We start from the raw sequence: 21,828 nt of genomic DNA, 5'->3' as shown, positions 1-21,828 counted from the left end.
AGGCATAACGCAAGCGTGTTATACTAGAACTACCACTTCCTGTAAGGAAATTCTCATGGTTAATGTTCTTATCTTAGAAGATGATCCTATTATCGCACTTGATATTAAAAGTATTGTGGATGATTTAGTAGGGTTTAACGGTTTCATTGCTTCAGATATGCCCAGTGCTTTGAAAATTGCGCATAAACATACCTTACATATTTTACTGGCAGACATTCATATTAAAGGGCTAGTGGATGGCATCGATACGGCTAGAACGTTACAGCACCTGTACCATTCGCAACTTATCTTTTTAACATCTTATAGCGATGAACCTACATTAGCGAGAGCTTCAGAACTGAACGTTTCTGGTTATATTTTAAAGCCTTTCAGGGAAGAAGATTTGGTGGCTTCTTTGAAACTATGCGCTTTAAAATTAGATGTTGACCAAGTACTTTTAGACATAGGCTATGGGTATATCTACGATACCAAACTCCAACAGCTTTTTCTTCACGATACACACATTGTTCTAGCATCCAAAGAGCAACAACTTTTTTTACTCTTACTCAACAGTAGAGGCCGTGTTGTTCCGCTATCGTACATCGATGATGTCATTTGGTATGATGAAAGTGTCTCCAATACAACCAGGCGACAGCTCTTGCACCGTATTCGCACCAAACTACCCGAACTCACTTTTGAGATTGTCAAATACAGTGGCTATAAGATGAATCTTTAGCGCCACGATATAAGGCATTGTGTTCCTTTCTCACTGCTTTTAAAATTCACTTTACCGTTCAATTCATCTTGTACCAGTCTTTCAACCAGTGAGATTCCAAAGGAGCTTTGCTGGGCATTCACATCAAATCCTCTTCCATTGTCTTCAATTTTTAAGATAAATGTAGCCTGTTCTTTTTCAAGTGAAACGATGATGGTGCCACCTTGTTCATCAAAGGCGTATTTGAGTGCATTGGTGACCAGCTCATTTACCACTAGCCCACAATAGATCGCTTGATCAAGTAGTAAACTCTCTTTCGCATTGATCTCAATTTCAATGTGCGTATGGGGATACCCTCGTTTGATTTCAGCGATCAGTTCTTCAAAGTAATCATTGGCATCCAAGGCTGTGATGTCCTGATGCGCATAAAGAATCTCATGAATTTTACCAATGGAGCGGACATTTTGTTCTGCTTCAGCTAGCATGATTTTACCATCAGCATCCAAGTATTTACGCAGTTTTAAACGGTAGAGTGAAACGATAAACTGAAGATTGTTTTTAACACGGTGATGCAATTCCCTCACTAAAACCTGATATGTTGATAAAGAACTTGCAAGTGTTTTAGTGTGGTTGAGCCTTTTGGAAAGAATGATGGAAAACACAAGTCCCTCAAAGACCACGCTCAACTCATAAAAGTACCAGTATTCTCCGTTGAGAGGAATGTAGATTCCCATATTGTAAAGTAAAAATAGAAATGTCCCTGTAGTATTTACACCCCAACTCACTAAAAAATAGATACTATTCTCTTCTTTTTTATAAACCAGATAAACCGCAATTGCTAAAATATAGAGTGAAATGAGGCACATATAATACATAATCCACTCATAAAGATCATAACTGCTAAACAGAAAGATGAAAGCAAAACCGACAAATACTAGAATCAAATATTTAAAGCTGAGATAAATTTTTGTATAGCGTTCAATGTGCATAAAATCTAGTATAAAAAACAATACAGAAATAGGTATAGCAAGAGTATACAAGGGTCCTAAATACGTATCAATAGCAGACCATGCAACCATATTTTTATTGGAAAAAAAAGGCTTCATAACAACAAAAAGCATCCCTGTATATGAAAGAGCATTGTAAAGTGTCACACCTATATAGAGGATATACATAAAATAAACACGTTCTTTTGTAAAAAAATTAATAAACATATTATAGACAAGGAGCGTTCCCATAATGGAAAACAGGAATGTTAAAATCAGCTGTTTATTTAAGTTTTTTTTCCACAACACATCTTCACTTTCGGCATAAAGGTTAAAGTAGGTTGCACAACTGTTACTGAGCACTTTGAGATAGAAGCTTTGCTCTTCTAAAGGGTTTAATTGAATTAAAAAAGAATAGTCTAAAGTATCACCAATAGGAGGAAGATACATCACACCACGGGTATAAACATCCCCACTACTTGTGTATAGCACAATACTATCGAGCATAGAATTGTTTACATGTAAAAAGCGTTTGATCACTTCATGGCTATCATTTTTAAGACTAAAGTGCAGCCACACAGCTTCATCGTCGGTATATCCTCGTGTGATAAAGTTGGAATCATACGGTCTAAAAAAGTCCTGTGAGGGAACATCTCCTACTTTAAACTTTGCATCTTGCTCGATATAAATTTCTGCATGTTCTAAGATAGAGACATCACTCCTCTGCCCTATCTCAATAGGAGCTGCCGACAAAGAGAAAATACACAGACACCACAGAAGAAATTGTTGCATTGTTACCTACGCCTTTTTTCTAAAAGTATACCTTGCGTACGATAAATTTTATAAATAATCGTACATCTTTCAAAATATAACGCCACACGTAACGCGTGAAAGATACAATATATTCAAAGAGAAATGTCACAACCAATGATTCCCATTGAGTTGTAATTTTAGTAAAAACATCCTAAAATCATAAGGTAAACAAATGCGTAACGCTTATCTACAACTATGTGACTACGGTTCACGTTTTCGTATCCTCAAAGGCGGAAAAATATCGTTGGTAGTATCGGCTTTTATAGCCAGTACCACACTGCTACACTCTGCACCCTTGGGTGGAGTTGTCACCAGTGGGAATGCGAACATTATTCAAAGCGGAACCACCACCACCATTCATCAAAGTACCAATAAAGCCTCTATCAACTGGAATACCTTCTCCATCGGATCATCCGAAACCGTTAACTTCAATCAACCCAATGTCTCTTCCATCACATTAAACAGAATCGTAGGTAATGAAAAAAGTGTGATTGATGGAGCACTGAATGCTAATGGTCAAGTATGGATACTTAATTCTAATGGTGTGCTATTCGGTAAAAATGCCTCTATCAATACCTCAGGACTTTTAGCTACCACCCAATCCTTAAGTGACGCAGACTTCCAAGCAGGAAACTATAGTTTTAAAGGTGATTCAACCGCTTCGGTCATTAACTTAGGAACCATTGATATTAACAATGGCGGTTACGCATCACTGCTTGCCAACAGTGTCTCCAATGAAGGGACGATTAAAGCCATTAAAGGAACCATTACGTTAACGGGAGCTAATGAAGCCACCATTAATCTTAATGGAAACTCCTTAGTTAACCTCAAAGTCGATAAAGGTGTCTTAGATGCTTTAGTGGAAAATAAAGGAGCGATCATCGCCGATGGTGGAAAGATTTATCTTACGACCAATGCTGCGAATGAACTCTTAAAAGGTGTCGTGAACAATACTGGTGTTATTGAAGCGAACTACCTAGATGATATCACAGGCACAGTAGAACTCTATGCCCATGGTGGAACCACCAACCTTACAGGAACCATTGAAGCAAATGAGGGCTTTGTTGAAACCAGTGGAGAGGCTTTACATGTAAAAGATGGAACACGTATTAAAGCCAAAGAGTGGTTGATTGATCCTGTGAATGTCACCATTGATGCGGCGTTAGCCACAACCCTTGAAGGGCAACTTGCACTAGGTGATGCCACTATCACCACAACCAGTGCAGGAAGTGATACAGGTGACATTACAGTAAATTCAGATATTACATGGGCAACCACCTCACAATTAACACTCCATGCCGACAATGCCATCTACGTCAATGCCACCATCGCTAATACCAATACAACCAATGGTGGTGTCTACTTTAATGCAGCTAATACAACGAATAAAGTTGTCTTTGGAGCCAATGGCAAAGTGATGGTCTATAACCCGTATCAACTCCAATGGATTAACACCGCCTTAGCGGGAAAGTATGCATTAGGTGCCAACATTGACGCGTCAGGTACTCCTTGGAACAGTGGGGCAGGGTTTGTACCGATTGGAGATGATACTAATCAATTTACGGGAACATTGGATGGAAAGGGCTATACAATCGATAACTTAATGATTAACCGTTTATATACCGATAATGTAGGACTCTTTGGTGTTATTGGCCCAAGTTCAACCATTAAAAATATCGGGCTGAGTGATGTTACTATCACTGGAAGTAATAAGGTGGGCGGATTGGTGGGGTATAACAACGGTGGAACGATCGCCAATGTCTATGCAACTGGAAGTGTTCATGGGAATCTTAATACTGTTGGTGGATTAGTGGGATATAACTCTTCTGGAACTCTTTCCAATGTCTATGCCATAGTCAATGTGCATGGAAACAATACTGTCGGTGGACTCGTGGGAAGCAATAAGGGAACGATCACCAACGCCTATGCCGCAGGAGGTGTCAATGGTAGTGGTACTTTAATTGGTGGGCTGATAGGTTATAATTTTGGAACTATTTCCAATAGTTATTGGGACATTGATACCAGTGGAAAAACAACTGGCATAGAACTGAACCAAGGTTCGGCAACGCTTACGGGCATTTACAGTTCAACTTCTACGATAAATGCCTTTACTCAAGCAACTTATACAGGGTTTGATTTCAGTAATACAGGCGCTTGGTATATGATAGAGGGCTCTACTCGACCATTTTTACGAAGCGAATACTCTACGACCATCACCAACGACCACCAACTTCAACTCATGGCAATGAACTTAAGCGCGTCATACACTCTATCTAACAACATCACCTATGCAAACGATGGCATGTGGAGTAGCACTGGGTTTGTACCGATTGGAGATAGTACCAACAACTTCACGGGAACACTTGATGGAAAAGGCTATGTCATTGATAGTTTAACGATTAATCGCTCAAGTTCAGATAATGTAGGGCTTATTGGCTATGCAGGAACAGGGGCTGTGATTGAGAATATCGGGTTAACCAATGTAAATATCATGGGACACAACTATGTTGGAGGATTGGTGGGATATAATAATTATGGAACCATATCAGATACTTACGCTACTGGTAGTGTGAGCGGAACTACTAATACTGTTGGAGGATTGGTGGGATTGAACTATCAAGGAACCATTACCGACTCCTATGCCATGGCTAGTGTGAATGGACCGTTTCAAGTCGGAGGATTGGTGGGAATCAATTATGGAACGATTACCGATTCCTATGCCACAGGTAGTGTAAGCGGGACGAATCTTGTCGGAGGATTGGTGGGATATAACTATCATGGAACCATTACCAATGCTTATGCTACAGGCGGTGTGAGCGGAACGAATGATGTTGGTGGATTGGTAGGATATAACGATACTGGGACCATCATAGCTAGCTTTTGGAACACCGAAACCAGTGGACAGAGTAGCTCTTCAGGTGGGACTGGAAAAACAACCGCAGAACTTCAACTCTTTAGCACTTTTGCTGATGTAGGCTGGGATATCATTAATGGTACAAGCGCAACCCCCTCTTTAAGTATGGGCGGAACACATGCTTGGACAATGTTACCGGAGACAGTAAGTTATACCCTTTCAACGATCAATTTAGGGTATACATACAGTGGTAACGCTGTTAACTTAAGCTCTTTATGGAGTGCAATTACTCTTTTTGGTTCAAACCATGCTTCATGGGTCTATGGAACAGACTATGTCTTCTTAGATACAAATAGCAATGTTGTAACAAGCTATACCAATGCAGGAACATACAGCAATCTTTATGTTGATATCCTTAAAAATGGCTATACAGAAGCTAGTAGCGGTAACACAAAAGGGTCTCTTACCATTGCCAAAGCCAATGCAACAGTAACAGCCAATTCTGATACGAAAACCTATAACGGATTAACCCAATCCATCAGTGGCTTTCATGCCACAGGCTTGGTAAATAGTGAAACCGAAAGTGTCTTAAGCGGTGTGACCACCACGGGTGGTAGTGGAACCAATGCCGGTGAATACACGCTTACGGCTAGTGGCGTGGATGGAAACTATAACTTAACCTTTGTCAATGGAAAACTCACCATTGCCAAAGCCAATGCAACGATCACTGCCAATTCTGATACGAAAACCTATAATGGATTAACCCAATCCATCAGTGGCTTTCATGCCACAGGTCTGGTAAATAGTGAAACCGAAAGTGTCTTAAGCGGTGTGACCACCACGGGTGGTAGTGGAACCAATGCCGGTGAATACACGCTTACGGCTAGTGGCGTGGATGGAAACTATAACTTAACCTTTGTCGATGGTAAACTCACCATCACCAAAGCCAACGCAACAGTAACAGCCAATAGTGGCTCTTTAGTTTACAATGGACTGAGTCAATCGTTGGGCTTTGGTGCCACAGGACTGGTTAATGGTGAAACTAAGAGTGTCTTAAGTGGAGTCACTGCAATAGGCGGTACAGATGTAGGAGAACATACGATAAGTCTTAATGGCGTTGACACTAACTATAACCTTACTTTTGTCAATGGCTCTCTTACTATCACACCTGCCTCTTTAACCGTGACTGCTAATAATGCTTCAAAAACAAAAGATGGCTTAGCTTACAGTGGAGGAAATGGTGTGAGTTACAGTGGTTTTGTAAACCATGAAACCGCTTCTGTTTTAGGAGGCGCTCTTAGTTATGGTGGCACCGCTCAAGGCGCTACTACGGAAGGAACCTATGTTATTAAACCTATGGGGCTTAGCAGTGGTAACTATACGTTAAGTTATGTAGATGGTGTTCTAATGATCACTTTAGCCCCTACAGTTTCTATTTCTCATGAACCCAATATTGCGTATATCGAAAATGGGGTAGCCGTTCGACCTCCTTTCTTTAATGAACCAACACGAACTTTGGAAATACCATCCAATAATACACCATCAGAATTGGTAAGACTAGAGGTATTGCAAGGGATGCTTCATACTGCAAGCTCAGGTGATACCCGCGTACCATTATGGTCAAACTCACTCATTCAATTGGTGAACGGTGGCGTGCATTTACCAGACGGCGTAGAGCAACAATTTTTTATGGCACAAAGATAAGAGGAATAGACGATGAGAACATTAAAACTAAAAAGCATTATAACCCTATCACTCGCAACAAGCGGACTCCTCTTTGGCGCCGCACCCACGATCGGTGATATAGAAAAACAAGTCCAACCACTCAAAGAGGTAGACCGTGGGATGAATAATGCTATCCCTTCCATCCCCACACAAGAACTAAAACCAGTCATGAGCGATATGGGAGGAAAGAGTGTCGAGATCAAAGGATTTAAACTCACTGGCGCTTTACATGTAAAACTAGAACTTCTCCAAGAACTGTTAAAACCCTACGAAGGTAAAAGCTATACGTTAGGTGAACTCGAAAAGATAACCTCTTTGATTACCCAAAAATACAGAGAAGAAGGCTACTTCGTAGCACGAGCGTATATCCCTAAACAAAGTATAAGTGAAGGTATCTTAGAAATAGCCGTCATTGAAGGAAACTATGGAGCCTTTTATCTTAACAATAGCTCTTTAGTCTCTGATACCCAAGTTCAAGCAATGCTTGATGCTATTAAAGGCGATAATATTGTCAGTACCAGCACCCTAGAGCGAGCCATGCTGATCATCAATGATACTCCTGGTGTGAAAGTCACAGGAGCCGATGTTAAACCAGGAGCAGAAGTAGGAACATCCGACTTTGATATGACCACTGAAGCCACGAATCCTTACAGTGCTTATATTGTAGGGGATAACTATGGCAGTAAATACACAGGACGTTATAGAACCAATGTAGGCTTAAGTGCTAACTCTCCTTTGGGATACGGAGATAAACTAGGCATCAATGGCGTAATGTCTACAACAGGTGATCTTAAAAATGGAAAAGCTTACTATAACTTCCCACTGATGAGTAATGGTCTTAGAGGTGAAATCAGTGCATCAAGAACAACGTACTCCTTAGCAGAAGAGTATGCCGCTTTGGATGCACTCGGTCATTCAACAACATTGGAAGCTTCTTTGATTTATCCGATGATTAAATCACGCCAAGAAACCTTTGATATTAGTTTAGGCTACGCCCATAAAAACATGAAAGATGAAGTGCGCAGTACCGACACGGTGACGAAAAAAGAGTCCAATGCGGCTAATCTAACTTTAGCCTATACACGAAGCTGTATGCTCTTTGGTTTAGAAAGTTCAACCAATGCAAGCATGACACTGACCCAAGGTAATTTAAGTTTTAAAGATGATGCTGCACGTGCCCTCGATCAAGCTGGAGCACGAACGGATGGAGACTATACCAAAGTCAGTGGAAGTATTGAAAAAGCTATTTTATTTAATCCCGAATACTCCCTTACCACAAGCCTAAGATTTCAAAAAGCGCTGGGCAATAAAAACCTTGATGGTTCAGAAGACTTCTCCTTAGGAGGAGCGTATGGGGTAAGAGCTTTTCCAGATAGTGAGCACAGTGCAGAAGATGGTTACCTTCTAGGAGCAGAACTCTTCTATGCCCTTCCAAGTGTTGAAGGTGTCGCTCATAAAGCGAGTATCTTTGCCGATACAGGCTACGCTAAAATGGAAAACCCAGTCGCCAATAGTGAAAGAAGACAGCTCTCCGATATCGGTCTAGGCTACCAAGCAAACTATAAACAGTTCTTTGCGAAGGCTCAACTCGCTAGAGTGGTAGGTGGAGAAAAGGTCACCAGCGAGTCTGATCACTCTACAAAACTCCTTTTACAAATCGGGTATGTTTACTAATGACTCTTCGCTTCGCTTGCTTTACATGTAAAGCAGTTCGCTCTTCAGGTTTTATCCCGAAGAGCTTGAAGTTTCAGAGTTTAGCGAGCGCTTCTTTGGCGTATTTGATCCCAAGTTCATACGCTTTAATATTATCAGCATGAACTTTTTCTGGTACTTTTGAAAGCATTACATCACGGACTAAATCGTGTGCTAGAACATGTGTCATCTCAACGGTAATTGCCAAGGCAACGACAGACTGAGTAATAACATTTCCAACCTCTTCTTTCGCAATGGTAATCAATGGAATCTCAATAATCTTCCATTTTTTACGATCTTCCTCGTTAACAGTAACCAAGTTTGGTTCAATAACAATGAGACCGCCTGGTTTTACACCGCCTTTAAACTGGTTAAAACTTACTTGCGCTGTAGCGATCATAAACTCGATCTCACCTTCATTAGCATATGGGAAAAGGATCTCGCTCTCATCGAGCAAAATATCAACTTTAGTAGGTCCACCACGTACTTGAGAGGTATAGGTAGAGGCTTTTACACCATATCCACCCTCTTTGATCTTTGCAACTGCCAAAATTTCACCCGCTAAGATAACACCCTGACCACCTACACCTACAAAACGTAATTGTCTTCTCATCAGGGGCTCCTTATAGCTGTACTGTGGTTTTATTTTGTGCTGCGTAAATGACTTTGTCATATGCATCACAGTATTCGAGTTTGCCCTCTTCTTGTTTGAGGATACCTGTTGGGAATTTATCCACACGCTCTTCATCGCTTAAAAGGTCAAACTTTTTCTTACCCACAATGCGACCTTCAATCCATTTCAGGTTCTGAACTGCTTCACCCATTTTGTTCTTGCGTCCAAGGTTAATATGGCAGTTAGAGAACACATCAAAGAAAGAGTATCCTTTATGAGAAAAACCTGCAACCAAAACTTTTTCCAGTTTTTGTGGATCCAAAACAGATTCACGAGCAACAAATGTTGCGCCTGCTGCATCAGCTAATTTTGCAGCATCAAATGTCGGATCAACGTTACCGTAGTTTGCTGTTGCTGTCCACATACCTTGTGGTGTGGTTGGGCTCGTTTGAGAGTTGGTCAAACCATAGATAAAGTTGTTAATAAGAATATGGTTAAGATCGATGTTTCTACGACACCCGTGAATGGTATGGTTACCACCAATGGCTAAACCATCACCATCCCCAGTGACAACAACAACGTGTTTTTCAGGATTGGCAAGTTTAATACCTGTAGCATATGCAATCGCACGACCATGCGTTGTATGAACCGTGTTACAATCAATGTAAGAACTAAAACGTCCGCTACAGCCGATACCAGAGACAATACAGACGTCATTCATATCCCAACCCATTGTATCGATTGCACGAATAACAGATTTTAAAATTACACCATCACCACAACCCCAACACCATAAGGTTGGCATTTTATCTACACGTAGATATTTATCGTAATTAAATGCCATTACATCATCTCCTTAACTTTAGCAACCATTTCAAGTGGAGCGATTGGACGACCATTTGCTTTATGCAATGTCGCAAAATCATCTCGTTTCATCACACGCTGAATCTCTTCTAAGTATTGTCCCATATTAAGCTCAGTGACCATGATTTTTTTAAATCGCTTACCAATCTCTTGGAACTTAGCAACAGGACTTGGCCAGAGCGTAATTGGTCTAAATAGACCCGCTTTGATACCATCTTGACGAAGTTTCATCACCGCTTCTTTAGCCCCTCGGCTGATACTTCCATAGGCAATAATACAGACATCCGCATCATCTAGCATAAACTCTTCGTAATGCACTAAATCATCAGATTTTGTTTTAATTTTATTGACCAAACGCTCAATATTGTACTCACAAATCGTTCCATCTTCGGTAGGAAATCCCATGTCACCATGATGTAAACCTGTTACATGGTAATGATAGCCTTTAAAGAAAGGATTTAAAACCGCAGGTTCTGTTGGAGCGGCTGCATAAGGTTTATAATCTTTTGGATCGCCTGTAAATTCGGCACGTTTTACAACACTTTTCTCAATCTCTGCAAGATCAGGAAGAATGGCTTTACCGTGCATGTGTCCTAATGTTTCATCTAAAAGAATAAAAACCGGTGTCATGTATTTTTCAGCAATGTTAAATGCTCTAATAGTTTCAGTATAGGCTTCTTCTAAACTACCAGGGCAGAGTGAAATAGAAGCAAAATCACCATGGGTTGGGTATTTTGCTTGACCGATGTCTGCTTGAGAAACACGCGTTGGAAGACCCGTGGAAGGACCACCACGCATAACATTGACGATAACCAAAGGCACTTCCGTGATAAAGCTATAACCAATTTGCTCTGATTTAAGAGAAATTCCAGGTCCTGATGAAGCTGTCATCGACTTGGTACCACTCATTGAAGCGCCAAGTGCTACACAGATACCAGCGATCTCATCTTCCATTTGAATAAATTTTCCACCAAATTTTGGAAGCAGTTTGCTTAAATCCTCAGCAATTTCACTTGAAGGCGTAATAGGATAGCCTCCAAAAAATTTACATCCACATTCCACTGCCGCTTTTGCTACTAAGGCATTGCCGCTTGATATTACTTCTCTTGCCATCAATGATCCTTATGCGCTTAGTTTTCTAAATTTATTTTGTTTCACTTTTTTCAGCTCTCTCTTTAGAGGCTTCTGAAAGCTTCGCAAACTTAAATTCACTTTTATCTGCTACATAGATAGCAAAATCTGGACAATGTAATTCACAATCTTTACATCCAATACAGGAATCTGGAGCTACAACCTCTATCATTGATCCCAATGTCGAGTTAGGTGCTTGAATCATTCCCAAAACACCTGCTGGACACATACTGACACAAATATCACACGCTTTACACCTAGAGACATTAACCCATACTGGTGTATTACTGGGTGCAGTAATTAAACCCATTCTTCATTCTCCTTTATCTTAACTCTAAATATCAAATGCTTAGTAAAAGACTTTACTAGATTGTACAATAGTGTAACATCTAGCAGACTTAATGTATTATTTTTTCAAAACCTCTGCGATCTTTTTCCCGATCTCAGCAGGTGATTTGACGACATGAACTCCTGCTTTTGTAAGCGCATCCATTTTTTCTGCTGCTGTTCCAGCACTACCGCTTACAATCGCACCGGCATGTCCCATACGTTTACCTTTTGGTGCAGTTTGACCCGCAATAAAAGCAACGACAGGCTTTTTAATGTGCTCTTTAATAAATTTTGCTGCTTGAATTTCAAGATCGCCTCCGATCTCACCGATCATAACGATCGCTTCCGTCTCAGGATCTGCTTCAAACAGTGGAAGAAGTTGCAAGTAAGAAAGTCCAATAATAGGATCACCGCCAATACCTACAGCGGTAGTAATACCAAAGCCTTCATTACACACTTGGTTTGCACCTTCATAAGTCAATGTGCCTGATTTACTAATCAAGCCAATATTTCCTTTTTTGAAAATAGAACCTGGCATAATGCCGATTTTACACTCTTCCGCCGTGATAATCCCTGGACAGTTTGGTCCAATGGTTTTCATCCCTTTTTTAACGGCATACGCTTTGGCTCTTTGCATATCACGAACAGGTGAGCCTTCTGTAATAATGACAGAGAGTTCAATACCTGCATCGGCCGCTTCTAAAACTGCGTCCCCAACAAAGGCAGGTGGAACGAATACCATACTAACAGTTGCACCAGTTGCCAAAACAGCTTCACGTACTGTATTAAAGACAGGTTGACCCAAATGTTCTGTGCCACCTTTGCCCGGTGTTACACCGCCAACGATTTTCGTACCATACGCCAAACACTGTTCAGCATGAAAGCTACCCTCTTTACCCGTAAAACCTTGAACAATTACTTTTGTATTTTTATCAATCAATATGCTCATAATTAGTTTCCTTTAGCACACGCAACGGCTTTAATTGCGCCATCGTTAAGATCAGTTGCCGTAATAATATTTTTGATGTTGGCATTTTTTAAGAATTTCAGCGGCTTCTTTTGCATTTGTACCATCCAATCTAACGATCACAGGAACGTGAACATCGACCAGTTTCGTTGCTTCCAAGATACCATTGGCAATACGGTCACAGCGTACAATACCACCAAAGATATTGACAAAGATTGATTTGACGTTTGGATCTTTAAGAATGATTTCAAAGCCTTTAGCAACGGTTTGAGCATTCGCTCCGCCGCCCACGTCGAGGAAGTTTGCAGGAGTGCCTCCCACGTAGTTAATTGTATCCATCGTACCCATCGCAAGACCAGCACCATTGACCATACAACCAACATTACCATCGAGTTTAACGTAGCTCAATCCATACCCTGAAGCTTCACGCTCTATGGGATTTTCTTCACTTGGATCGCGCATTGCTTCAATGTCAGGATGTCGGAAGAGCGAGTTATCATCAAAACCCATCTTGCCATCCAATGCGATAAATGCACCACTTTTTGTTTTAACCAAAGGGTTAATTTCGATCATCTCTGCATCATTTTCCATATACACTTTGTAGAGTGCTGCTGCAAATTTAATAAAATTGCTGATCTCTTCTTTTGCAAGTCCTAAACCATAAGCAAGTTCTCTGCCATGAAAGGCTTGAAAACCGATAAATGGATCAACGGCTACTTTAATAATTTTTTCAGGAGTTGCTGCTGCAACTTTTTCAATCTCCATACCACCTTCGCGTGATGCCATAATCACTGGCATTTCACGAGCGCGATCCAAGACAATTCCAAGATAAAGCTCATCAGCAATATCAGCACCTTCTTCAATGTAGACTTTTTGAACCAGTTTGCCCGCAGGTCCAGTCTGATGTGTGACCAAAGTCATACCAAGAATTTCATTTGCAAGTGTTTTCACTTCATCCAGGCTTCGGGCGAGTTTTACACCACCACCAAGACCACGTCCACCTGCGTGAATTTGAGCTTTTACCACCCAAATAGAACCACCAAGTTTCTTTGCGTTTTCTACAGCCTCTTCAACGTTAAAGGCGACATAGCCGTTGGGTGTGGGAACATTGTATCTCTTAAAGATCTCTTTTGCCTGATACTCATGAATATTCATAAAACCTCCCTGCTTGACTTAATTTAAACTTTCGATTCCAAGACTCTATAGTTATCTGAACATCATAATCAATAAAAAACTCAACTATATCTTTTTTTTGTCTCTCGTTTAAGTTATAAAATTCTATTTGACGGGGAAAAACTCATTTTTACGTAATGTTTCTAATAAAACATTAACAGAATTCACACTTTTTGCAAATTGATGTTGTTCATTTAAATTGAGTGGTAATTCTACAATTTCTTCGACACCATTTGAGCCCAAAACAACGGGTACGCCGTTAACGGTATCATGGTAGCCATACTCACCATCCAGTAAGACAGCACAAGGGAAAACAGCACGTGAATCACTCAAAATAGCTTCAATCATCTTGACAGTTGAGTTAGCGGGGGCATAATAAGCTGATGTTCCCATATAACCCACAATTTCTGCTCCACCATGACGTGTTTTATCAATAATCTCATCAATTTCAAGATCACTGAGTAAATCCGTAAGCGCTACACCGTTGACAGAAGAGTAACGGGGTAGTGGAACCATATCATCGCCATGTCCACCCATAACACTTGCCGTTACTTGTCCGTAACCAAATCCAAGTTTTCGTGAAATAAATGTTTCCATCCGAGAACTGTCTAAAATACCTGCCATACCGATAACACGCCCACGTGGATAGTTACCTGCTTTAATAGCAACATAGGTAATGGCATCTAATGGATTAGAAACGGTGATGACAATGGCATCTGGCGAATAAATTTTTACTTGTTCAATGATACCTTTGGTAATTTTCGCGTTAATCATTAACAAATCATCTCTGCTCATACCAGGCTTTCTTGGACTGCCTGCAGTAATAACCACAATATCACTGTTTGAAATATGCTGATAATCGCTTGAGGCACTAATCAGTGTATGGCTACCCTCAGGACTCGTCGCTTGAGAAATATCAAGGGCCTTACCAATGGCAACACCCTCAACAAGGTCTATCATCACAATTTCGCGACAACTTTTACGCATCGCGAGCCAATAGCAAATCGTTGCTCCAACATTTCCTGCTCCGATAATAGAGACTTTTTTTCCTTGTGACAATGAGACTCCTTCTTTACATGTAAATCAAAAATTACGCTTTGAGCTCACCCAAAGCTTTATTTAACGTAGCACTAGGACGCATCGCTTGGCTCGTTTTTTCAAAATTCGGGATATAGTATCCACCCATATCAACAGGCTTGCCTTGGACAGCATTGAGCTCATGAATAATTTTTTGTTCATTGGCTTTGAGTGTCTCAGCGAGTGGTTTAAACTGCGCTGCAAGCTCTTTATCATCATTTTGCGCAGCCAACGCTTCTGCCCAATACATTGCTAAATAAAAATGGCTACCACGATTGTCTAACTCACCTACTTTTGACGATGGTGATTTGTTGTTATCTAAAAACTTACCAGTGGCAGCATCGAGTGTTTTTGCCAAAATAGAAGCTTTTTTATTGCCAACAACGTTATCAAGGTGTTCAAGTGAAGCGGTTAATGCCATAAATTCACCGAGTGAATCCCAACGCAAATGATCTTCTTCGATAAATTGTTGCACGTGTTTAGGAGCCGAACCACCAGCACCCGTTTCAAATAAGCCACCGCCACTCATGAGAGGAACAATAGAGAGCATTTTAGCCGATGTTCCTACTTCTAAGATAGGGAAAAGATCGGTGAGATAATCGCGTAAAACGTTACCTGTCACTGCAATTGTGTCTAACCCTTTTACAATACGTGCAAGGGAAACATTAATTGCCTCTTCTGGTGTCATAATTTTAATGTCAAGATCTTTAAGATCGTATTCTTTGAGGTATTTTTCAACTTTTTTAATCATTTCTCTATCATGTGCACGAACGGGATCGAGCCAGAAAATAGCGGGTGTTTTACTGAGTCGCGAACGATTGATAGCCAGTTTTACCCAATCACGAATCGGTGCATCTTTTGCTTGGCATGCACGGTAAATATCACCTTTTTCAACACTGTGTTCCATCAACACATTTCCATTAGCGGTATCTACAATACGGACAACACCATCAGCTTCGCATTGAAACGTTTTATCGTGAGAGCCATACTCTTCTGCTTTTTGTGCCATTAAGCCAACATTAGGGACTGAACCCATTGTTTTAGGGTCAAGTGCACCATTTTTCTTGCAAAAATTCATGGTTTCTTCATATATGCGTGCATAGCAGCGATCAGGAATGAGTGCTTTGGTATCGTGTAAAGCTCCATCTTCGCCCCACATTTTGCCAGACTCGCGAATACATGCTGGCATAGATGCATCAATGATCACATCGCTTGGTACATGTAAATTGGTAATGCCTTTCTCAGAATTAACCATTGCAAGTTTAGGACGTTTGGTATAGGTATTCATAATATCTGCTTCAATCGCCGCTTTTTGAGCTTCTGGAAGCGTAGCAATTTTGGTATAGAGATCACCTAGACCATTGTTGGCATTGACACCAATCTCTTTGAAAAGTGTGGCATATTTTTCAAAAACATCTTTAAAAAACGCTTTCACTGCATAGCCAAACATAATCGGATCACTGACTTTCATCATGGTAGCTTTAAGATGTAACGAGAGAAGGATGCCACTTTTTTTAGCTTCGTCCATCTGTGCTTCAAAAAATGCTGAGAGCTTTTTGTTGCTCATATACGTTCCATCAATAATTTCATCTTTTAAAAGAGCAAGTTTTTCTTTTAAGACAGTTGTTTTGCCATCTTTTCCTAAAAGCTCAATGCGCACAGTCATTGCTTCTGGTACCGTCACTGACTTTTCATTGCCGTAAAAGTCACCCTCAGTCATATACGAAACATGAGAAGCAGAGTCACTGGTCCATTTTCCCATACGATGTGGATTTTTACGGGCATACTCTTTGACACATAATGGAGCACGTCTGTCTGAGTTTCCTTCACGAAGGACAGGATTTACTGCACTTCCAAGAACTTTGGCATAACGTGCTTTGATCTCTTTTTCAGCTTCACTGGAAGGATTTTCTGGGTAATTAGGAACATTATAACCTTTCTCTTGAAGCTCTTTAATGGCTGCTTGAAGTTGTGGTAAAGAGGCACTAATATTTGGAAGTTTAATAATATTGGCTTCTGGCTGATTAGCAAGCTTGCCTAAATACGTTAAATCGTCATTAACCTTTTGCGCTGCCGTTAGGTTTTCAGGAAAATTTGCCAAAATACGACCGGCCAATGAGATATCTCGGATTTCGATCTCAATGTTAGAACTTGCAGTAAATGCCTGAATAATCGGCAATAAAGAGTACGTCGCAAGAGCGGGAGCCTCATCGACTTTCGTATAGATGATTTTACTTGTTTGTTGAACCATAATTACCCCTTTTTTTAACTAGATTTTGTTAATGCTACCAGTTTCTTTATTTTGCTTTATTAAAGTTACGTCATTAATTTTTTATATTTTCCAAATGTGTCTCATAAGTCTGTGAAAATGTGTGTGTACCATTATTTTTATTTTTCACAAAATAGAGATAATTCGTCTGCTTTGGAAAAATAGCGGCGAAAATCGCCTCCTTACTCACACTGCACACAGGATTAGGTGGCAAACCTTTATACATATAAGTATTATACGGCGAAGTATCTTCACGAATACGCTGTGGTGTTATCTTTGTATGAGAATATTGCCCATAGTTTAGCGTACCATCCATTTGAAGCTTCATATCTTTTTTAAGACGATTGTAGATAACCGATGATACCAAAGGCATCTCTTCAGCATTGGCTGCCTCTTTTTGAATAATGGAAGCAATAATAAGAAACTTTTGCCATTTTGCTTCATTAAACTCACCAAAGATCTTTTCGAAAACATCTTTATGGTACTTTTTAGCATTGGCAAGTAAAAAATGCACCAGATGTTTTTCATTAATACCTACAGGAATATAGTACGTATCCGGTACAAGGAATCCTTCAACATAAGGAGTTGCAAGGGCATATTCTTGCATTAATTTTTCGTAGGAGAGATCAAATGCAAGGGCAATTTGGACAAATAAAAGCTCCTTAGTCTCACCGGGAATGTATGTAACAACCTTTAACGGCGCTTTAGCATGAGAAAGCTTGTACAGAAAATCACCCCGAGTAAGAGGACTAGGATTGATACTCACCCACCCTGATTGTGGTTTACCAATAATATACAGAAGATATTTATCCACTTTATCATGTAGGTCAAAATTTTTATCGACCATATATGATATAATTTGCCCTATTGAGCCTTGTGGCACAAAAGCAACTGAGCTAGAAGTCATAGGTCTGGACAAGTGAAAGAGAAGTGAATACATGATTATTAAAGCAACATCACATACTATTAGGAATATTTGGATACTTTTACTATTCATAGTTCTTTCTGTCGTAGCATTAATTGGGACCTTAGTAAATGGCATTTCGATCGATAATCTAACATTACCAACGTTAAAAATTGATCAATTATATATTAAACTAGATAAAAAAATTGATTGTGAATATCCAAACGCTTGAAATCAAGAAACAAACGCAAAATACGACATCCTTGGATGAGAGTGCTGAAATTATTAAAAACTTTCCGTATCTTGATCAATTTTTTAGCCAAATCATCATCGATAATTTGATCTATGAGAACGAAAAAATTAAACTACGCTACGAACAAAATACATTTATTTTAGATAGTCAACATCTGAGCGTCAATCTTATTATTACGCCTGTTGCAAAGTGGAGCTTGGACATTGAGATTCAAGAAGCATATCTCAAAGATTTAGCTTTACATGTAAAAGGAAAAACCAAAATAAATCTTAAGGAGAAGCGCTACTCTTTTGAAGGAGATTTTGAGACATTTGGACTCAAAGGTACTGCAATTCTCGATCTTAAAGATAAGCTTCTAACCTATCATTTACAAAGTGAACCCTTTAACAATAAAAATCTCAAAGATCTCATGGATTTTATTGTATCACAGGTTGAACTTGATCAGATTGCAAAAGACTGGATCGATAAAAACATTGTGGGGCAAGAGTATATTCTTCATTTTTTTGAAGGTCAATTCAATATTGAAACACTGGATTATTTTCCACAATCCATGCATGGAAGTGCAACGGTTAAAGATGCTGTCGTTAGCTTTGAGCCAAGCGTTCCAGCAGCCCATGTCAAAGAGATTGGAATTGAATTTAAAAATGATAAACTTCTTTTTGACATTAAAGATCCAACTTATGAGCAAAAAGTCATTGATAAAGCAGACGTTTATATCTATAACCTCATTGCAAAAGGGACAGGTATCGTCGTTGATCTTACGGCTACATCGAAGCTTGATGCACCAATACATAAAATTTTACATGCTTTTAAAATTGATGTTCCTATCACTCAGACTTCTGGAAAAACAGATGCACATGTTAGACTTGATATTAAGTTTCTTCCCTATGATATCAATGCAACAGGTACTTTCAAACTCTCTCCTAGCAACTTTATTTTAAGTGGCGTTCCCATGTCTACTAAAGCGGGAGAAGTCAAACTGGACAATTTTACCATTACACTTGATCATACCAATATGCGTTATAAAAACCTTTTTGATATTAATGCAACTGGCATTTTTGATGCAAAAAAGAGCCGCTATGATGGATCTATTGATATTAATTCACTCTTCCTTGATTTTAGCGGTACAACACTGTTATCCTTTGCAAATCTTCTCAATCAAAAAGCCTCTTTTGTCATTGAAAACAACACGACACAAATGCTTTTACCCGACCTTGATACGACGATTATGTTTGAAAAAGACAATAACCAATTCATTATCAATGATCTTTCTAAACTAGCAGACCATTCACCTTTTATGCAAAGTGGTTCGCTCAATCAAGGCTCAGTCCTTCTCAAAACAAAAGACTTTGAAAACTTTGATGCCAAAATTAATCTTCATAATGTTTCCACACCTCTTTTAGAAAACCGAGAGCCTATACGTGATTATGAAATCGCATTACAAACAAACACTAAAACACTGGATGCCAGCACAACAAACAATAAACTTTCGCTTCATTTTGACAAAGATTTGACGTTACATGTAAAAGATCTTAATATCTCTCTACCCCATGGAGATGATCCTCTTAATATACCAATCAAGACCACTGTTTTTGGCGAAAACTCCTCCTTAATCGATACAGATAACAACAGAACCGTCTTGAGTGAACGCTATACAATGACACTCTATAAAGATCGAGTTCACCTTAATTCAAAACGTGGTAAATCTTCTTTTGAATATGAGGAACAAAAAGGAAGCTTTGGTATCCAAGCGACGGCAATGGATGCGGATGCAGCTAATGCCCTTTTAAATAGACCTTATTTCCATAAAGGTGATTTTTCACTGACGATTGAAGGCAAAGATAGTAACACGATGAAAGGTACATTGATCATGCATAAAACATTTATCAAAGACCTTAAATTTTTCAATAATCTTATGGCTACGATCAATGCCATCCCTTCCCTACTTGTCTTTAATGATCCAAACTTTAATTCTGAAGGCTATTTTGTGGATAATGGTTATATAGAATATAATCAAACCAAAGAGGCATTACACGTTAAAGAGCTTCAACTTCGTGGATCGAATGCAGATATTGTAGGTGCAGGTACGGTCGATTTAAACACTAGCTCATTGGATCTTCAATTACAAATCAAGACACTTAAATCCTTTAGCTCTGCCATTGATATGATTCCTTTAGTGGGAGGTATTATATTGGGAGAAGATAAAAGAATTGCAACCAATGTCAATGTGACAGGACAAACAACAGATCCGAAGATTGAAACACATTTAATCATGGATACGATTAAAACACCTGTGCATATCCTCCAACGAACACTTGAATTGCCGTTGGAGCTTTTTAAATAAACGTGTTAAGAAGTTTTAAAAGGTCATGAATAGTATGAGCACGAAGCTTTGCTGTTTCGCTTGTACCATAACCCCATAGCGCAAAAATAAAACGAATTCCAGCATTTGAGGCAGCAAGTTCGTCTTTGATGCTGTCCCCCACTAAAATAGTCTTGGAAGGGGCACTTCCTAACTCCTCCATCAAATGGTACACCATCAATGGACTTGGTTTTGGCTCAGCCACATTATTGGCACCCACAATACTCGAAAAATAATCAATGATGTTGAGTTCTTGAAGCATATGGCGTGCAAAAAAATCACTTGCATTCGTAGCAATACTCAAGTAGGCTTTTTCACTCAGAACATGCAATAGCTCTTCGACATCAGGATAGAGTGAAATCATACTGGGTGAAAAGTGCATGTAATGTTCTTTGAACAAAGCGCGATGTGCGGGATCGTATTCATCTGTATTGTAAAAAATCTTTGGTAGATGCTGATCAGGTTGGTTAATATAATACTCCAAATACTCTTTGGCAATAGGAGCAAGCCCTAACGTATTACGCACATAATTGACACTGTGTGTCATTGCGGCACTAGAGTCAATCAAAGTACCATCCATATCAAAGATAATCGAAACTTCTTTTTTCATCGTCACTATTCTTGAATACGATGCCCAAGTATTAAAAGGTCTTTATCCATTCCTTCAATCGTAGCGATACGATTGAGATTACCCCATTCTTTAAACCCTAATTTTTTGAAAAGCTTCAAACTAGGTGTATTTTCAGAAAAAATAAGCGCTAAAAGTGTTTTAATTTCATAGCTTTTAGCTTGTTCAATTGCTTCACATAAAAATTGTTGTCCAAGCTTTTTACCTTGAAAGTTTTTATCAATATAGATATTGATGCGAGCACTGTGTGCATAGGCCAATAAGTTGGCATAAAAAGGTTGCAAACTGATCCACGCAATAATACGACCATGATACTCTTTAACTAAGATTGGGTGTAAGGCATCGTGAGCCTTAAACCACTCTATCTTGTCTTCTACGCTCACCGTTTTGCTATCCGCAGTAGAAATACCATCTTTGATTGCCTCGTTATAAATCTTAATGATCTCAGGCAAATCTTCAAGGGTTGCATGTCGTAACTCATTTAGCATTGGCA

General features: G+C 39.5%; 15 protein-coding genes and 1 pseudogene. 4 read left to right on the top strand and 12 right to left on the bottom strand.

Annotated elements, in window-relative coordinates; all coding sequences use genetic code 11:
* The first annotated feature begins 55 nt into the window (after positions 1-55).
* Positions 56-715, top strand: a complete 660-nt coding sequence (locus Sdiek1_RS07340) for a response regulator (RefSeq protein WP_087438589.1) — start codon at positions 56-58, stop codon at positions 713-715.
* Here the strand turns inward: Sdiek1_RS07340 and Sdiek1_RS07335 are convergent.
* A complete protein-coding gene (locus Sdiek1_RS07335; RefSeq protein ID WP_087438588.1) occupies positions 712-2,472 on the bottom strand; it encodes a 7TM diverse intracellular signaling domain-containing protein in 1,761 nt (586 codons plus the stop codon). The two genes, Sdiek1_RS07340 and Sdiek1_RS07335, sit on opposite strands and share 4 nt — an antisense overlap.
* 193 nt (positions 2,473-2,665) lie before the next feature.
* On the opposite strand from Sdiek1_RS07335, the gene Sdiek1_RS07330 reads away from it, so the two are divergent.
* Both Sdiek1_RS07330 and Sdiek1_RS07325 read left to right on the top strand, forming a co-directional pair.
* Positions 2,666-7,051, top strand: coding sequence for a beta strand repeat-containing protein (locus tag Sdiek1_RS07330; RefSeq protein ID WP_087438587.1), 4,386 nt, complete (start codon positions 2,666-2,668; stop codon positions 7,049-7,051).
* 12 nt (positions 7,052-7,063) lie between these two features.
* Entirely contained in the window at positions 7,064-8,746 is a 1,683-nt protein-coding gene (locus Sdiek1_RS07325; protein ID WP_087438586.1) for a ShlB/FhaC/HecB family hemolysin secretion/activation protein, read from the top strand.
* A gap of 73 nt (positions 8,747-8,819) precedes the next feature.
* On the opposite strand, the gene Sdiek1_RS07320 is transcribed toward Sdiek1_RS07325, so the two are convergent.
* The 9 genes and pseudogenes from Sdiek1_RS07320 to mltG form a co-directional block, all read right to left on the bottom strand.
* A complete protein-coding gene (locus tag Sdiek1_RS07320; RefSeq protein ID WP_087438585.1) occupies positions 8,820-9,377 on the bottom strand; it encodes a 2-oxoglutarate:acceptor oxidoreductase subunit OorC in 558 nt (185 codons plus the stop codon).
* 10 nt (positions 9,378-9,387) lie between these two features.
* The gene (locus Sdiek1_RS07315) at positions 9,388-10,221 is read right to left on the bottom strand and encodes a 2-oxoglutarate ferredoxin oxidoreductase subunit beta (protein WP_087438584.1); all 834 of its coding nucleotides are present in this window, start codon (positions 10,219-10,221) and stop codon (positions 9,388-9,390) included.
* On the bottom strand, positions 10,221-11,354 hold the full coding sequence (locus Sdiek1_RS07310; protein ID WP_087438583.1) for a 2-oxoglutarate synthase subunit alpha: 1,134 nt from the start codon (positions 11,352-11,354) through the stop codon (positions 10,221-10,223). The genes Sdiek1_RS07315 and Sdiek1_RS07310 overlap by 1 nt, the downstream gene beginning before the upstream one ends.
* Positions 11,355-11,385: 31 nt before the next feature.
* Positions 11,386-11,682 carry a 4Fe-4S dicluster domain-containing protein gene (locus tag Sdiek1_RS07305; protein ID WP_087438582.1) on the bottom strand — a complete coding sequence of 99 codons (297 nt, stop codon included), beginning with the start codon at positions 11,680-11,682 and terminating at the stop codon, positions 11,386-11,388.
* Between the two features lie 96 nt (positions 11,683-11,778).
* Positions 11,779-12,651 carry a succinate--CoA ligase subunit alpha gene (gene sucD, locus Sdiek1_RS07300; protein WP_087438581.1) on the bottom strand — a complete coding sequence of 291 codons (873 nt, stop codon included), beginning with the start codon at positions 12,649-12,651 and terminating at the stop codon, positions 11,779-11,781.
* A 2-nt stretch (positions 12,652-12,653) separates the two neighbouring features.
* Positions 12,654-13,824 (bottom strand): annotated as a pseudogene (sucC, locus tag Sdiek1_RS07295) (ADP-forming succinate--CoA ligase subunit beta).
* A 123-nt stretch (positions 13,825-13,947) separates the two neighbouring features.
* Positions 13,948-14,901, bottom strand: a complete 954-nt coding sequence (gene mdh, locus Sdiek1_RS07290) for a malate dehydrogenase (RefSeq protein WP_087438580.1) — start codon at positions 14,899-14,901, stop codon at positions 13,948-13,950.
* Between the two features lie 31 nt (positions 14,902-14,932).
* Positions 14,933-17,170 carry an NADP-dependent isocitrate dehydrogenase gene (locus Sdiek1_RS07285; RefSeq protein ID WP_087438579.1) on the bottom strand — a complete coding sequence of 746 codons (2,238 nt, stop codon included), beginning with the start codon at positions 17,168-17,170 and terminating at the stop codon, positions 14,933-14,935.
* 73 nt (positions 17,171-17,243) lie between these two features.
* Complete coding sequence (mltG, locus tag Sdiek1_RS07280) at positions 17,244-18,035, bottom strand: endolytic transglycosylase MltG (RefSeq protein WP_238099237.1); 792 nt, start codon at positions 18,033-18,035, stop codon at positions 17,244-17,246.
* A gap of 269 nt (positions 18,036-18,304) precedes the next feature.
* Between mltG and Sdiek1_RS07275 the strand changes: the two genes are divergently transcribed.
* The gene (locus Sdiek1_RS07275; protein WP_238099235.1) at positions 18,305-20,689 is read left to right on the top strand and encodes a YhdP family protein; all 2,385 of its coding nucleotides are present in this window, start codon (positions 18,305-18,307) and stop codon (positions 20,687-20,689) included.
* Here Sdiek1_RS07275 and Sdiek1_RS07270 read toward each other — a convergent pair.
* Positions 20,682-21,317: an HAD family hydrolase gene (locus Sdiek1_RS07270; RefSeq protein WP_087438578.1), complete on the bottom strand. Its 636-nt coding sequence runs from the start codon at positions 21,315-21,317 to the stop codon at positions 20,682-20,684. The genes Sdiek1_RS07275 and Sdiek1_RS07270 overlap by 8 nt on opposite strands.
* A 5-nt stretch (positions 21,318-21,322) precedes the next feature.
* Positions 21,323-21,823, bottom strand: a complete 501-nt coding sequence (locus Sdiek1_RS07265; protein WP_087438577.1) for a GNAT family N-acetyltransferase — start codon at positions 21,821-21,823, stop codon at positions 21,323-21,325.
* Positions 21,824-21,828: the final 5 nt, after the last annotated feature.

The sequence above is a fragment of the Sulfurospirillum diekertiae genome, assembly GCF_002162315.1.
Lineage (GTDB): Bacteria > Campylobacterota > Campylobacteria > Campylobacterales > Sulfurospirillaceae > Sulfurospirillum.
The sequence above is the reverse complement of the archived record's forward strand: the minus strand, read 5'-3'. Positions and strand labels throughout refer to the sequence as shown.

Bases quoted from the DNA above. Each gene is read 5' to 3' on its own strand.
- Sdiek1_RS07340 (WP_087438589.1), top strand. From the start codon at position 56: ATGGTTAATGTTCTTATCTTAGAAGATGATCCTATTATCGCACTTGAT.
- Sdiek1_RS07335 (WP_087438588.1), bottom strand. From the start codon at position 2,472: ATGCAACAATTTCTTCTGTGGTGTCTGTGTATTTTCTCTTTGTCGGCA.
- Sdiek1_RS07330 (WP_087438587.1), top strand. From the start codon at position 2,666: ATGCGTAACGCTTATCTACAACTATGTGACTACGGTTCACGTTTTCGT.
- Sdiek1_RS07325 (WP_087438586.1), top strand. From the start codon at position 7,064: ATGAGAACATTAAAACTAAAAAGCATTATAACCCTATCACTCGCAACA.
- Sdiek1_RS07320 (WP_087438585.1), bottom strand. From the start codon at position 9,377: ATGAGAAGACAATTACGTTTTGTAGGTGTAGGTGGTCAGGGTGTTATC.
- Sdiek1_RS07315 (WP_087438584.1), bottom strand. From the start codon at position 10,221: ATGGCATTTAATTACGATAAATATCTACGTGTAGATAAAATGCCAACC.
- Sdiek1_RS07310 (WP_087438583.1), bottom strand. From the start codon at position 11,354: ATGGCAAGAGAAGTAATATCAAGCGGCAATGCCTTAGTAGCAAAAGCG.
- Sdiek1_RS07305 (WP_087438582.1), bottom strand. From the start codon at position 11,682: ATGGGTTTAATTACTGCACCCAGTAATACACCAGTATGGGTTAATGTC.
- sucD (WP_087438581.1), bottom strand. From the start codon at position 12,651: ATGAGCATATTGATTGATAAAAATACAAAAGTAATTGTTCAAGGTTTT.
- Sdiek1_RS07285 (WP_087438579.1), bottom strand. From the start codon at position 17,170: ATGGTTCAACAAACAAGTAAAATCATCTATACGAAAGTCGATGAGGCT.
- mltG (WP_238099237.1), bottom strand. From the start codon at position 18,035: ATGGTCGATAAAAATTTTGACCTACATGATAAAGTGGATAAATATCTT.
- Sdiek1_RS07270 (WP_087438578.1), bottom strand. From the start codon at position 21,317: ATGAAAAAAGAAGTTTCGATTATCTTTGATATGGATGGTACTTTGATT.
- Sdiek1_RS07265 (WP_087438577.1), bottom strand. From the start codon at position 21,823: ATGCTAAATGAGTTACGACATGCAACCCTTGAAGATTTGCCTGAGATC.